14 protein-coding genes are annotated in these 13,823 nt (G+C 62.6%); 6 read left to right on the top strand and 8 right to left on the bottom strand.

The window, feature by feature from the left end:
- The first annotated feature begins 5 nt into the window (after positions 1-5).
- The gene (gene moaB / locus QZ189_RS01200; protein ID WP_029626050.1) at positions 6-509 is read left to right on the top strand and encodes a molybdenum cofactor biosynthesis protein B; all 504 of its coding nucleotides are present in this window, start codon (positions 6-8) and stop codon (positions 507-509) included.
- Positions 506-1,279 carry a sulfite exporter TauE/SafE family protein gene (locus tag QZ189_RS01195; protein ID WP_010313790.1) on the top strand — a complete coding sequence of 258 codons (774 nt, stop codon included), beginning with the start codon at positions 506-508 and terminating at the stop codon, positions 1,277-1,279. The genes moaB and QZ189_RS01195 overlap by 4 nt, the downstream gene beginning before the upstream one ends.
- On the opposite strand, the gene QZ189_RS01190 is transcribed toward QZ189_RS01195, so the two are convergent.
- A complete protein-coding gene (locus QZ189_RS01190; RefSeq protein WP_247476687.1) occupies positions 1,276-2,304 on the bottom strand; it encodes a radical SAM protein in 1,029 nt (342 codons plus the stop codon). The two genes, QZ189_RS01195 and QZ189_RS01190, sit on opposite strands and share 4 nt — an antisense overlap.
- Complete coding sequence (locus QZ189_RS01185) at positions 2,301-2,888, bottom strand: molybdenum cofactor guanylyltransferase (RefSeq protein WP_029626049.1); 588 nt, start codon at positions 2,886-2,888, stop codon at positions 2,301-2,303. The genes QZ189_RS01190 and QZ189_RS01185 overlap by 4 nt, the downstream gene beginning before the upstream one ends.
- 267 nt (positions 2,889-3,155) lie before the next feature.
- Between QZ189_RS01185 and QZ189_RS01180 the strand changes: the two genes are divergently transcribed.
- Positions 3,156-4,709: a NarK family nitrate/nitrite MFS transporter gene (locus QZ189_RS01180; RefSeq protein ID WP_296420590.1), complete on the top strand. Its 1,554-nt coding sequence runs from the start codon at positions 3,156-3,158 to the stop codon at positions 4,707-4,709.
- A gap of 80 nt (positions 4,710-4,789) precedes the next feature.
- The gene (locus QZ189_RS01175) at positions 4,790-7,021 is read left to right on the top strand and encodes a nitrate reductase (protein ID WP_247476689.1); all 2,232 of its coding nucleotides are present in this window, start codon (positions 4,790-4,792) and stop codon (positions 7,019-7,021) included.
- On the opposite strand, the gene QZ189_RS01170 is transcribed toward QZ189_RS01175, so the two are convergent.
- Positions 7,002-7,469 carry a nitrate reductase associated protein gene (locus QZ189_RS01170; protein WP_247476690.1) on the bottom strand — a complete coding sequence of 156 codons (468 nt, stop codon included), beginning with the start codon at positions 7,467-7,469 and terminating at the stop codon, positions 7,002-7,004. The genes QZ189_RS01175 and QZ189_RS01170 overlap by 20 nt on opposite strands.
- Before the next feature lie 321 nt (positions 7,470-7,790).
- Here QZ189_RS01170 and QZ189_RS01165 point away from each other — a divergent pair, with 321 nt between their 5' ends.
- Complete coding sequence (locus QZ189_RS01165) at positions 7,791-7,988, top strand: hypothetical protein (protein WP_296420585.1); 198 nt, start codon at positions 7,791-7,793, stop codon at positions 7,986-7,988.
- Between the two features lie 10 nt (positions 7,989-7,998).
- On the opposite strand, the gene QZ189_RS01160 is transcribed toward QZ189_RS01165, so the two are convergent.
- Entirely contained in the window at positions 7,999-9,063 is a 1,065-nt protein-coding gene (locus tag QZ189_RS01160) for an anthranilate phosphoribosyltransferase family protein (RefSeq protein ID WP_296420583.1), read from the bottom strand.
- A gap of 218 nt (positions 9,064-9,281) precedes the next feature.
- Here QZ189_RS01160 and cynS point away from each other — a divergent pair, with 218 nt between their 5' ends.
- The gene (cynS, locus tag QZ189_RS01155; protein ID WP_071777923.1) at positions 9,282-9,743 is read left to right on the top strand and encodes a cyanase; all 462 of its coding nucleotides are present in this window, start codon (positions 9,282-9,284) and stop codon (positions 9,741-9,743) included.
- A gap of 69 nt (positions 9,744-9,812) precedes the next feature.
- On the opposite strand, the gene QZ189_RS01150 is transcribed toward cynS, so the two are convergent.
- The 4 genes from QZ189_RS01150 to QZ189_RS01135 form a co-directional block, all read right to left on the bottom strand.
- A complete protein-coding gene (locus tag QZ189_RS01150) occupies positions 9,813-10,595 on the bottom strand; it encodes a hypothetical protein (RefSeq protein ID WP_296420581.1) in 783 nt (260 codons plus the stop codon).
- Between the two features lie 3 nt (positions 10,596-10,598).
- Positions 10,599-11,489: a formate/nitrite transporter family protein gene (locus tag QZ189_RS01145; protein ID WP_010313770.1), complete on the bottom strand. Its 891-nt coding sequence runs from the start codon at positions 11,487-11,489 to the stop codon at positions 10,599-10,601.
- 316 nt (positions 11,490-11,805) lie between these two features.
- Entirely contained in the window at positions 11,806-13,359 is a 1,554-nt protein-coding gene (locus QZ189_RS01140; protein WP_232197219.1) for a ferredoxin--nitrite reductase, read from the bottom strand.
- 230 nt (positions 13,360-13,589) lie between these two features.
- On the bottom strand, positions 13,590-13,787 hold the full coding sequence (locus QZ189_RS01135; protein ID WP_247476696.1) for a hypothetical protein: 198 nt from the start codon (positions 13,785-13,787) through the stop codon (positions 13,590-13,592).
- Between the last annotated feature and the right edge of the window lie 36 nt (positions 13,788-13,823).

Below are 13,823 nucleotides of genomic sequence, written 5' to 3'. Positions count from 1 at the left end.
CGCGCGTGGGCCTTTCGATTGCGCTGCTGACCGTCTCCGATACGCGGACCCTGGCCGAGGATCGCTCTGGCGATGCCCTGCAGCAGCGGCTGGAGGCGGCGGGCCATGTTCTGCAGGAGCGTCGCCTGGTGCCGGACAACCGCTACCGCATCCGCGCCGAACTCAGCCGTTGGATCGCCGATGAGGCGGTGCAGGTGGTGATCACCAGTGGCGGGACCGGTTTGACCGGGCGGGACGGGACTCCGGAGGCCGTGGAGCCCTTGCTCGATAAACGCATTGAGGGGTTTGGCGAGCTCTTTCGGGTGCTGTCGTTTGAAACCATCGGCACCAGCAGTCTCCAGAGCCGCTGTTTGGCGGGTGTGGCCAATGGCACGGTCGTGTTTGTTCTGCCGGGTTCCCTGGATGCGGTGGAAACGGCTTGGGATCGCCTGATCTCCGCTCAGTTGGATGGGGCGACCCGTCCGTGCAACTTGGTGCAGTTGCTGCCGCGCCTGACCGAGGCCCCATGACTGCGCTGGAGCCCGGGCTGCTCTTAGCCCTGGGGCTCATCGCCTTTTTGTATGCCTGCGTTGGCCATGCGGGCGCCTCTGGCTACATCGCCAGCCTGGCCCTCTTCGCCGTGCCGCTGGAGTGGATTCGGCCGATGGCCTTGGTGATGAATCTGGTGGTGGCGAGCCTGGCCAGTTGGCGTTTCTACCGCGATGGCCACCTGCCGGTTGTCGTCCAGCGCCGTTTCCTGCTGCCCCTGCTCTCCTGCTCGATTCCCGCGGCGCTGCTGGGTGGGAGTTGGCAGCTCCCGAGCGATGGCTTGAGCCTGTTTTTGGCGGTGGTGTTGCTCTTTTCGGCCCTGCGGCTTTGGCGGCCGACGGCGGGGCCTGGGGCGGCGGCCTTGGCCCTGCCTCCACTCCCCTGGGTCTTGTTCACCGGAGCCCTGCTGGGTCTGTTGGCTGGGTTGAGTGGAACCGGGGGAGGGATCTTCTTGACTCCCCTCGTGCTGCTGGCGGGTTGGCTTCCCATCCGCCTGGCGGCCGGAGTCTCAGCGGCCTTTATCTGGTGCAACTCCCTGGCGGGCCTCAGTGGTTGGCTGCTGAGCTACGGCGCTTCTGCCCTGCCGCCCGTGCCAGTTCTGCTGGCCCCGTTGCCCCTGGTGGCCTTGGCAGGAGCCTTGGGGAGCTGGTGCGGCAGCCGGCGGTTTCAAGAGGTCTGGATTCGTCGACTGCTGGCGTTGGTGCTGCTGTTGGCCAGCCTCAAGTTGTCGGGTCTGTTGGCTTGGCTCTAGCCCCCCAGATAGGCCATCTCGGCTTTGGGCTGCGCCAGGCGCGAGGCACGTTCTTCGCTGTAGCGATCTCGGCGGTGGCTCCAGAGCTGGCCGATCGCTTGGCGAAGGCTTTCCGGGGTCTGTAGCCAAGGCTTGAGGTCTTGGCCCTGCGAGGCAAACAGGCAGGTGTAGGCCATGCCATTGGCTGTGACCCGTAGCCGGTTGCAGTCGCCGCAGAACGGTTGCGTGATGGAGGCCACGACGGCAACGGCCCCGCGGCCATCCCGGTAACGCCAGCGGCTGGCGGTGCCATGGGTAGGGCGTCCCAGGGGCTCCAGGGGCCATCGGCTGCCCAGGCGCTCGATCATTTCGGCAGCGGGCACGACCTGCTCGGGGGACCAGCCGTTGCGGTTGCCCACATCCATGGTTTCGATCAGCCGCAACTCCAGGCCCTGGTCGCGGGCGAGGGCGGCGAGAGGTAGCAATTGATCGTCGTTGCGTCCCCGCTGGATCACGCTGTTGAGCTTCAGCGCGCCAACGGCGGGATCAAATCCAGCGGCCTTGGCCGCGGCGATGGCCGCCAAGACCTGCTGCAGGAGCTGTGCTCCCTGGTGCGGCCGGCCGCTCATCTCCCCGACACGCTCAGGCGCGACGGCATCAAGGCTGATGGTGATGCGCTGCAACCCTGCTCGCCGCAGCCGCTGGGCTCGCTCAGGGCTGAGCAGCAGGCCATTGGTCGTTAAAGCGGTGTCGCTCAAGTCCCGCAGGGGGCTGTTGGTGTGCCTCCGCGCGAGGCCGATGGCCTCCAGTAATTCCTCCAGATCAGGCGTCAGCAGCGGTTCCCCACCGGTTAGGCGCAGGCTGCTGACCCCCAGGCTGCAGGCCGCTTCGATCACCCGCAGACGCTGCTCCGTTGTCAGTCGGTCTGGTGCTTCTTCCCCGTCCGGTTGGCAGTAGGGGCAAGCCAAGTTGCAGCGCGCGGTCAAAGAGAGCCGCAGGACCCCAAGGGGACGCTGGAGTTGATCGGTGGCCGGTCCTGGGCTCATGGCATCAGCCTGGCGCGCTCCGCAGGCGTGTTCGCATTGAGGAGTTGCTGGGCAGGAAGCACCACAGCTTGATGGGGGATGGTGGCGAGCCAGCCCTGCCAGCGCCGCTCCCCCGCCTCTAGCGCCTGGGCGAGGGTGCTGCGCTGCTTGGCTCCACCCGGGTAGATCCCCAGCAGGGGCTGCAGCTGTTGGCCGTCATGGGCCACCGCAGCCTGGCCTGGCGCGAGCTCCCACTGGGTGATCAGCGACTCCAGCGTCTCTTGGCTCAGGCGGGGCATGTCCACCGGAGCGATCAGCACAGCGCTGTCGCCTGTGCTGGAAAGCACCTGTGCAAGGGCCCTGAGGGGGCCTTGGGCAGGCGGGGGCTCCAGGGTGAGGTGGACCCGCTCGAGCCCGGCCACCAATGCCGCATGGCTTGGGTGTTGGCTGCAAACCGCGACCGATTCACAGACTCGACTGAGGAGCTCCGCAGTGCGTGAAAGCCAGCTCCCGCCATCGGGGTGGGGGAGTGCTGCCTTGTCTTGGCCCATGCGCCGGCTCGCACCGCCGCAGAGCACGGCGCCATGGATCCGCACTGGAGTCATGCCTGCACGATGTAGCGCTGGGAACCGCTCTTAATGTCGCTGTTGCTACCAAACAAATCCCTGGGCCTTGTTGCTCGGACAGGCGATAAGCCTGGTTGATTGCATTGATTAGCCCGCGTCCGGTCCGGGGCCTGGATTGATCTTTGGTAGCTGTCGTTACCCGTTGGGGTGGCTCTCGGGTGGTCCAATTCCGTCAGCGCTTGATGCGCGATTCCCCCGGTCGCTGCTTTTTGAAGGCCTGGGCTTACTCCACTGTCCCTGTCCTCCATGCTTGGCGATCTTTGGTCGCTCCAGGGGAGATATCGCACTCTTCATCTCACCTGGTTCGCCTTCTTCCTGACGTTTGTCGTCTGGTTCAACCTGGCTCCACTGGCTACAACGGTTAAGGCTGATCTTGGCCTCGACCTTGGTCAAATCCGTACCGTTGCGATCTGCAACGTTGCCCTCACAATTCCTGCTCGCGTGCTCATCGGCATGCTGCTGGATAAGTTCGGTCCCCGTAAGACCTACTCGGCGATTCTTGTCTTCTCGGTGATCCCCTGCCTGCTGTTTGCATCAGCGCAGGACTTCAATCAGCTGGTGGTTGCTCGCCTGCTGCTCTCCATCGTTGGTGCCGGCTTTGTGATCGGTATCCGCATGGTGGCCGAATGGTTCCCGCCCAAGGAAATCGGCCTGGCGGAAGGGATCTACGGCGGTTGGGGCAACTTTGGCTCGGCCTTCTCTGCGCTGACCCTTGTAGCCCTGGCTGGCTTCCTGTCTTTCTCAGGTGGCTTCGAGCTGCCCACGGGCGCCATCTTGAATTGGCGTGGTGCGATTGCTCTGACCGGCATTATTTCGGCCGTCTATGGGGTGATCTACTTCTTTAACGTCACTGATACTCCCCCCGGTAAGGCCTACCAAAAGCCGGCCAAGTCTGCTGGTCTTGAGGTGACTTCCATGCGGGATTTCTGGGGCCTGCTGGGCATGAATGTTCCCTTTGCGGCCATTCTCTGCGTGCTCTGCTGGCGCCTGCAAAAAGTTGGCTTCCTGAACGCCGGCACCTATCCCCTGGCGCTCCTGGCAGTTCTGGTTTGGTTCGGCTTCCAGACCTGGGGCATTATTCGCACCAACCGCGATCTGATCAACGGCGTTAAGCAATATCCCAAGGAAGACCGCTACGAGTTCAAGCAGGTCGCCATTCTGGAGCTCACCTACATCGTGAACTTCGGATCTGAGTTGGCGGTTGTCTCCATGCTGCCGACCTTCTTTGAGACCACGTTTGATCTGCCGAAGGCAACAGCCGGCATCCTGGCGTCCTGTTTTGCCTTTGTGAACTTGGTGGCTCGTCCCGGTGGCGGTCTGATTTCCGACAAGCTCGGCAGCCGCAAAAACACCATGGCCTTCCTGACCGGCGGCTTGGGCATTGGTTACTTGATCATGAGCATGATCAAGCCCGGCGCGTTCTCCGGCTCCCTGGGCATCACCGTCGCGGTGTTGATCACGATGCTGGCCTCGTTCTTCGTTCAGGCCGGTGAAGGTGCGACCTTCGCGATGGTGCCGCTGGTCAAGAAGCGTGTGACGGGGCAGATCGCAGGTCTTGTGGGCGCCTACGGCAACGTTGGTGCGGTTGCTTACCTGACGATCTTCAGCCTGCTGCCGATGTGGATGGGTGGTGGCAAAGATCCCTCTGCGGAGATCATTGCCTCCTCCAACAGCGCCTTCTTCCAAATCCTCGGTACTGCGGGATTGATCGTCGCTTTCCTCTGCTTCTTCTTCCTGAAAGAGCCCAAGGGCTCCTTCGCTGAAGAGCATGCGGACGAGAAGGCTCTCGTTAACGCCTAATCCTCCCCGTCGCTGGGGTTCTCAGGGGGCGGCCATCACGAGCCGCCCCTTTTTCTTTCGACCTTGTTTCGTTCCTGGTCATGGCCCAGTCCGCTTCCGGCAACGTGCGTAGCCAATGCCCCTATTGCGGTGTTGGTTGTGGGCTTGAGCTGATTCCGCCGGCTTTGCCCGGTCAGGCGGTCAAGCGCGACGCCGAGGGCAATCCGATCTGGACCGCGCGGGGCGATCGCCAGCACCCCTCAAGCCTGGGCCAGGTCTGCATCAAGGGTGCGACCGTCGGCGAGACCTTGGACCGTGGGCGTCTCCGGGAGCCGCTCTATCGCTCCAGCCTGGACGACCCGTTTCAACCCATCCGGTGGGAGCAGGCGATGGACCTGCTGGTGGGCCGGATCCGCAGCACCTTGGCCACCAAGGGGGCTGACGCCATTGCCATGTACGGCTCTGGCCAGTTCCACACCGAGGACTATTACCTGGCCCAGAAGTTGTTGAAGGGTGCGTTGGGCACCAACAACTTCGATGCCAATTCCCGGCTTTGCATGAGCTCCGCGGTGGCGGGCTATACCCGCAGCCTCGGCTCCGATGGCCCCCCTGCCTGTTACGAGGATCTGGACCACTGCTCGGTGGCTTTCCTGATTGGAACCAACACCGCGGAGTGCCACCCGGTCCTGTTCCAGCGTCTGTTGAAGCGCAAAAAACGCAATCCAGGCAGCGTCACGATCGTGGTGGTCGATCCCCGCTCAACGGACACCGCCAAGGCCGCTGACATTCATCTGCCCATCGCCCCGGGCACTGATCTGGCGCTGCTCCACGGTCTGGCCCATCTGGTGCTGAGGGAGAACGGTCAAGACCCGGCGTTCATCGACGACCACACCGAGAACTACGACGCTTTTTTTGATGTCGCGGCCCGTTGGACGCCCCGAAAGGTCGCCCGCTTTTGCAACATCCCAGAAAAACGGCTGCGGGAGGTGGCGGAGCTGTTTCACCGGCGTGAGCGGGTCCTCAGTCTCTGGTCGATGGGGGTCAATCAGCGGCGCGAGGGCACCGCGGTGGTCGGCGGCCTGATCAACCTTCACCTGCTCACCGGTCAGATCGGCAAAGAGGGAGCGGGACCCTTTTCATTGACGGGGCAGCCCAACGCCATGGGTGGCCGGGAGGCCGGGGGCCTGTCCCATCTGTTGCCGGGGTACCGCCTGGTGACCAACGCCGAACACCGTCAGGAGGTTGAGCAGGCCTGGGGACTTCCCGCCGGCAGCATCGCGGCGACGCCGGGCTTGGCGGCCTGGCAGCAGGTGGAGGCCATGGAGCGCGGCGAGCTGGATCTCTGGTGGGTGGCCGCAACGAATCCCCTGGTGAGCCTGCCGGACCTCGATCGCGTCAAAGCTGCGATGCGGCGCTGCCCTCTGGTGGTGGTGAGCGATGCCTACGCCGACACGGAAACGGCTCACTACGCCCACCTGGTCTTGCCGGCGGCCCAGTGGAGCGAGAAGGCCGGTGCGATGACCAATTCCGAGCGGAGGGTCACCTATTGCCCGGCCTATCGCCCTCGCCACGGAGAGAGCCGGCCCGACTGGGAGGTGTTCGCGGAGGTGGGTCGGCGCCTGGGCTTTGAGGAGCAGTTCAGCTACGACTCCGCGGCTGAGGTGTACGCGGAATTCAGTCAGCTCACGGCCGGGCGTCTCTGTGATGTCTCTGGCTTGAGTCATGCCCTGTTGGAGGAGGCCGGCCCCCAGCAGTGGCCCTTCCCGGCGGGCAGTTCAGCCACCACCGAGGCCAAGCGGCTCTACAGCGACCATCAATTCGCGACACCCTCGGGGCGCGCTCGCTTCTGCATCGACCAACCCCTGGGATTAGCGGAACCTCCCTGCGAGACCTATCCGCTGGTGCTCACCGTGGGCCGGTATCTCGGTCAATGGCACACCATGACCCGCACGGGAAAGGTCGATCGGCTGCAGACCATGCATCCCGAGCCGCTGCTTGAGATTCACCCCCAAGATGCCCTTGAGCTCAAGCTGCGGGATGGGGAGTTGGCGGCTGTGAGTTCACGCCGCGGACACATCACCGCCAACGTCAAAGTCACCGATCGCATCCGCCGGGGGTCGGTGTTTCTTCCGATGCATTGGGGGTTTACCCAGGAGAAGGCCTGCGAGGCCAATACCTTGATGCACGATCAGGCCTGTCCCGTCTCCAAGCAGCCTGAACTCAAGGCCTGCGCGGTCATCGTTGCCCCGGCGGTGTCGGTGGTCAAACCGGTGGAGCAGGAGGCGGGGCGCCTGGAGGCCCTGCGGCGCTGGTTCAGCCCAGCACTTCGCTAAAGGCGGCCTCCAAGTTGTGGTGGTCATGCCCTGGCCTGGCCAGCTTGCACAGGGCAAACCGCTCTAATTCGTTGAGCGCGACCCATTGCTCTGTTTGCAGGGGGATGCCGCGGAGTTGCGCGGCCTCGATCAAGACCTCGGGAATCTGCTGCGGGTTTTGCCAGGGCTCGCCGCTGGCGATCGGCAGCGTTTTGGCCTGACCGTCGGCCATGGCCTCCGTGCGACTCAAGAGGTGCTCCCCCAGTTGCTCAAGCGCGTCTTGGGTGTCGAGCCAGTCGACAAGTGTTTGCCGCTCGTCTTGGTTGAGGGCGAGCCAATGGTTGAGCTTGAGCTTGATGCCGCAGAGGTCCAGCTTGCGGCGCACGCAGAGGGGAATGCAGCGCCAGTTGCCGATGAAATCGCTTTCAAAGTCAAAGCAATGGCTTGCTGAGGGGGCCTCAGTTGTCACGGCCAGACGTCGTTCTGGTAGTGATTTTGACGCTTCTGAGGATTGCTTGCTCCCGGCGGATGGGTTTGGTGTCAACGGCGGCCAAATCGGTGCGTTGGTCTCTTCAAACTCCCTTCAATTCTTCCGTTCACCATGCGTTTGGCCGTTGCTCTTGGGGTTCTGCTGGGCAGTTCCCACGGCTGGGTGAGCAGCGATCGACTTCTCGCAGGGGCGGCCGCCTGGTCCATGGCGCCGGCGGCGTCCACAACGTTTTGGACCGGTTCAGCTGGCGAGGGTTGGCTGACGTCTCCATAGTGGATGGGTTGAATCCCCCATGCCGTCATGGCAACCAAAACTGGAGTTGCGGTTCAGGGCCGCCATCCCCTGACGATCGCCACAGGTTTCCTTGGAGCCTTTGTTGTCGCCTCCTTGGGCGTCCAACTCATCCGTAGTGCCTCCATCTCGGCTTCCGCACCCGCGTCGGTGCAGCCCGTGATTGCTGGCCAAGCGGCGATGTGGCAGGTGCTGGGCGAGCGCTGATTGGTTGCTCTCAGCCCATCTCCTGGCGCAGACGCTGGAGGTGGGCCATCACCACCCCCGAGCTCAGCAGGTCCCGGCAGCGCTCGAGGCCGTCGGTGAGGTTCGCCTCCAGTCCGGCCTGCCAGAGGTAGGTGCCTGCATTCCAGATCAAGGCGGTCGCGAGTTCCCCTTGCCCGCCTAGGGCGGCGGCCGCTTGGTTCCCCCAGGTCTCCAGCCCGTCCCAAAGCGGGTCGGCTCCGTAGCAACCGTTGTCGCGGGGGTGGAGAATCTGGCGCCCGTCCTCCTCTCGGGTTGGACGACCCGTCACGCAGGCCCGACTGATCGGCAGATCGGTGCTCCCCTCGAGGCCTTTGACGGTCAGCACGTTGGTTTCCCCCGCTAAGTCCAGTGCCTTCCAGGCCCGCGCTTCGGTTGGCGGGTGGACAAAGCCACTGACCAGCAGGTGCTCGCCCTGGTGCGCAGTCCAGAGCAACTCGAGGCTGGCCAGCGGTGGCCGCTTGCCGAGATCCTCGCGGTAAGGGATCAGGGTTTCGGCATCCGGGAGGTGGTCCGGTTGATGGACCAACGCCAGATCGCAAGCGTTGAGCTTGGCCTGGACCCACTCGACGCTTCGGCCGGCGAGCTGCAGGCCCAAGCAGGCGAACAGCTCCTGGGCCGTGATCCCGTATTTCACGGGGATGCGGCCGGCCCCTTGCAGCACCACGGGGAGTCCGGCACTCGAGAGCACCAGGGCGGTTAGGGGGTAGATCGGAGCGGTGCGCGTGCGCCCGTCAAAGGGCATGCCGAAGCTGATGGCTGGCTTGCCGGTTGTCAGCTGCGGGCCCCGCTTTCGGTACACATCCAGCATCCCGGTGAGCTCCTGAGGCTCAGGCCGGCGGATGCGGTGGGCGATCAGGAAGGCGCCGATTTGGGCCGGGCTAGCGGCCCCATCGAGCATCAGTTCCAGAGCGTGGGCGGCTTCTTCGCGCGTCAGTCCACTACTGGTGTGCTCGCCACTGCCGACTTTGCGCAGATAGGCCTTGAACAGCTCACGGCCATTCGGCGGGCCGTCGGTTGGGGGAGCGGCGTAGGTCAAGCCGACAGAAGAGCTCGTTCTCACTGGATTCTCCGTGCCGACAAGGCCCGATCTGGTAGCAGCAGCTACCAAGTTGTTTCAGGCTCGGTAACAAAGGCTGCGAAGTTGATCCCCATCTGCAGCGAATCTGACATGCGAGCAGAACGCAGATTGCGCTTCATTCTGTTCACTCCTCTCATCAATTCTGGCCTGTCTCCATGACGGTTACTCCTGTTTCAATGCCCTCGTTGGCAGCTCCCTCTCCCGCCACAATCACGGCGACGTTGATGGCGGCGAAGAAGGCCAAAGGGCTGAGCTTCGCTGATCTGGAGGCCGCCCTGGGTCGCGATGAAGTGTGGATCGCTTCGCTGTTCTACTGCCAGTCCACCGCTTCGGCTGAAGAAGCCCAAAAGCTGGCTGAACTGCTCAGCCTTGACCATGCCATTACCGAGGCACTGCAGTCGTTCCCGACCAAGGGCGGTCTGGATCCTGTGATCCCGACTGATCCGCTGATCTATCGCTTCTACGAGATCATGCAGGTGTACGGAATGCCCCTGAAGGACGTGATCCAAGAGAAGTTTGGTGATGGCATTATGAGCGCCATTGATTTCACCTTGGATGTGGACAAAGTTGAAGACCCTGCTGGTAACCGAGTGAAGGTCACCATGTGCGGCAAGTTCCTTCCTTATAAGAAATGGTGAGCTTCGGCTCCCAAAGCAAAAGCCCACCAACGGTGGGCTTTTTTTGTGGCGAATTGTAGAAATGAATAGTTATGCCAAGGCCTGCTCGACCAGGGCTTGATGCCTGACCTGAGCCTTGAGTTGACGCCGCAGCGGCTCTTCTAAGGCTGTGCCAGCCAATTCGCCTCGAAGCTCCAGCAGCTGCTGGCAGCATTCCAGGCTGCCGATGCAACCGAGGGCCTGGAGTGCCGCTTCAGCGACGCGGGGCAGAGCTTCGGTGCTGATGCAGCCGCGAATGGCAGCTAAGACGCTGGGTTCGTTGCGCCGTTGCAGCAGCTTGATCGTGGCAATCACCACATCGGCGCGAAAGTCCTGCAGCAGAGGCGTCGTCAGGCGTAGGACCTCCTCGGCCGTCAGGCTGCGATTGCGGAAGGTCAGCAGGCTGAGGCCTGCCAGGCGATGGCTCTGGCCAGGTGCGCTCAGCGCTGATTCGATGATCCTGAAATCGATCAGATTGCCCCAGCAGCCGAGGGCTTCGAGCACATCGGGCTCCAGGGGTCCGGCCTCTGGCAGCCAGGCCAGGAGTTGGGTGCAGGCCTGGGGGTGATGACAGATTCCCAGGGCGCGAATGAGGGGCAGAGAAATGCCCTGCGATTGGCAGAGGGGAAGGATCAAGGCAATGGCCTCGGGTCCGGCCATCCCCAGCCGCTCAGCCAGGCTGAGGGCAAGGGTGGGATCGGAGACCCGAGGCAGCAGAGCGCTCAGTTCTTCAGGGGTGAGGGGCTGCCGCCGCCAGCGTCCGAGCCGCTCGCTCAGAGCAGCTTCCTCATGGGGCTGAAGAAGGTCAGAGGCAGGGGCGACAGCGAGTCCCATTGATCAGCGAGCCCCCAGCTCGGCGGCCAGTTCCCGCTCCAGCTTGTCGTCGTGCTCACTGGGGAGAACGTTGGGCATCTTGGTGCGGTGGGTGCTGTAGAAGAGCATCCCGATGAAGACCATCCCGCCCACGATGTTGCCGAGGGTGACGGGGATGAAGTTCCAGACGATCACCTTGCCGAAGGACACACCGGAGCCCAGCAGGGGGCCGGCGGTATGCAGGAACTGGTTCACCACGATGTGCTCCATGCCCATCGTTTGGAAGGCCGTGATCGGCAGCCAGCAGGCCAGCAGCTTGCCGGGAACGCTCTTGCTCACCAGGGCCATGGTCACGCCCAGGCAGACCAGCCAGTTGGCGACCATGCCCCGCAGGAAGGCCAGGAAGAAGCCAGTGCTGCCAAGGGCTTCGTACTTGGTGACCACATTCAGCTTGTTGAGCTTGATGATCGTGGCGGCCACGACCTGCCAGCCCTTACCGCCGTCGGCAGCGGCCAGGGGCTCAACGGTGCCGGCGCTGGTCAGGCTGGCCCACATGATCAGGGCAACAACGGCGGTGCCGATGAAGTTGCCAATCCAGACCCAGGCCCAGTTGCGGAAGGTGGCGCTCCAGCTCGCCTTGCCGGCCCAGACGCTCATGGGCAGCAGGGCGAAGTTGCCGGTGACCAGCTCCATGCCGAAGAGGACGATGCTGGCGAAGCCGAAGGGGAAGAGCAGCGAGCCCAGGAAGGGCATCTTGCTCTGGGCGGCCACGGTCAGGGCCAGGATCACGGCGAGACCGAGGATGGCTCCGGAATAGAAACCGCGGATCAGCAGGTTCTTGACGCTGACGGTTGCTTTTTTGCCGCCGGCAGCAATCATGCCGTCGACTAATTCGTTGGGTAGGACATAGTCCATCTGTGAAGCTGTCGCGCTCATGTTTTGCTCTGCAAGTGATGTGTGAGGAAAGGAATTAACCGCTAATGCGGTTCATCAAGCGAGAAATGATGTCTTGGCTGCCTTGGGGCCTGTTGACGGCAGCTTTGTCAGTGCCACTGCTGCTCAGCCAATTCACAAACCGAGAGAAGACATCTCTCTTTTGTTGCGTCGTTGATGAAGACATGCGTCCGAAGTTGAGGGTGAGACGGTGCGATCTGATTGAGGACAGGCTTCAGAAGAAAGGAGCACCTGGTCTCAAAAATGCCGGTAAATGTGTAGTGCGGACTGCGGCTTTTTACGTCCTGGGCTTGGCGCCAAACTGTTCAATGAGAACCTCTTTCAGCACCGCTTGGATTTCACTGGCGGGAACTCCTTTGCGGTGCATCTCGCCGATTTGAGGGTTGGCACCTTGGGAGCCGCCAATGGTGATGTTGTAGCCCTCGCCCATGCCGCCATCGGGCTGTTTGGTTTTGGTTCCGGTGAGACCAATGGCGCCCATGTAGGCCTGGCCGCAGGTGTTGGGGCAGCCCGTCCAGTGGATCTTCAGTTCCTCCGGAAGGACCAATTCACGATCCAGCGCTTCAGCAGCAGCGAGGGCTTGATCCTTGGTGTTGGTGAGGGCAAAGCTGCAGTAGCTGTTGCCGGTGCAGCTGACGGTGCCAGCGGCAATGTGGCTGGGGTTCAGGCTGAAGCGCTGCAGCAGTGGTTCCGTTTCAAAGGCCTGGAGTTGAGCGCTGCTGATGCCGGTAAAGATCACGTTTTGATCTTCCGTCAGGCGCACGCTGCCGTCGCCATGGCGCTCGGCAAGGGCGGCAATGTCTTGGAAGTCTTCGGCCAGCAGGCGTCCGACGGGAACATGGACACCGGCGTAGTGCAGGTCCTGCTGCTTCTGCGGGTGGATGCCGTAGTGGGAGCGGGGTTCAGCGTCGAAGACTGAACCTGGATCTGGGGTCAGCGGACCAAAGCGTTCTTCCACCATGGCCCGGAAAGCCTCCAGGCCAACCTCGTCGAGGTACAGGCGGAAGCGACCCTTAGGGCGCTTGTCCCGCTCGCCGTTGTCCCTCCAGATCTTGATCACGGCTTCGGTGATCGCACAGATTTGATCTGGCTTGACCCAAGCATTCAAGGGAATGGCATAGGCATTCATCTGGGAGGAGAGGATGCCGCCGATCCAGACGCCGAAGCCCATCTCGCCGTTGCGCTCAACGGGGTGGAAGGCGATGTCGTTGTGGAGCAGGAAGTTGTCGCGTGCACCAGCGACAGCCGTATTCCACTTCCGCGGAAGGTTGGAGAACTCGGGGTTGCCCTGGTGGTTGCTCGTGAGGAAGTTTTCGAGCTCCTGGGTGTACGGGCGAGTGTCGACAATCTCCAGGGGGTCAATGCCGGCAATGGGATTTCCGGTGACGTTCCTGGGGTTGTCGAAGGCCGATTGGATGGTGGTCAGGCCAACCGCTTTGAGTTGACCCAGAATCTCGGGCAGGTCCTCCAGGAGGATGCCGCGCATTTGGATGTTTTGGCGCGTGGTGATGTCAGCGCTTCCGTTGCTGCCGTAGCGAGCCACGATGTTGCCGACGACCCGAAGCTGCTCTGCGGAGATCACCCCGTTGGGAACCCGCAGGCGCATCATGAACAGCCCTGGAGTTTTGGGTCTCCAGAACATTCCGTACCACTTCAGTCGCAGCTGAAGATCCGTCTCATCGACGTTCTCCCATCCAAGTTTGGCGAACGTCTCGATTTCGCTGCCGACGAGTAGGCCGTCTTTGTCAGCTTTGTTCTGCTCAATCTTATTGAGCTTCTTACCTTCGAGCCAGCTCGGTAGTGCGCTGGGTATCTCGTTTGCGTTGGACATCGTTGGCGTCGCCACCATGGGAAATCGGTTCAGATGAAGTCAGCAACTGAGCCGTTTCCAAAACAAAGAACGACTAGTGGGGGGAATCAAATCATTCGCCCTCTGCACTGCTTTGTCGCCGTTGTTACGGATCGACGCCGTCCAAGGGGAGTGGTGAAAAGGGTGTCAACGGATACCTAAAGGGGCCCCATCTTCCGGGTTGATGGTCACGCTCTTCGGCCCCGCGCAGCTCAGTATTGGCGTCCGATTTCGCCCAGCATTCGCGTCGCTCCACTGCGAATCATTTGCCAGACCTTGCCCATGGCGGCGAAGTCGGCATCGAGTTCGCGCCTCCACTGCGGGGTGGGCTGCATCTCCCGGTAGCGGGGGCGTCCGTAGCTGCTCTGGGGCCTGCGGCGGGAGCTGGGCAAGGGGCGGGCGGCTGGCATCGTGTTCCTATGAATCCGGTGGATGTGACTCCATCA

The organism is Vulcanococcus sp. CPBay_Sum15L08_68, assembly GCF_017855895.1.
Lineage (GTDB): Bacteria > Cyanobacteriota > Cyanobacteriia > PCC-6307 > Cyanobiaceae > Vulcanococcus.
The sequence above is the reverse complement of the archived record's forward strand: the minus strand, read 5'-3'. Positions and strand labels throughout refer to the sequence as shown.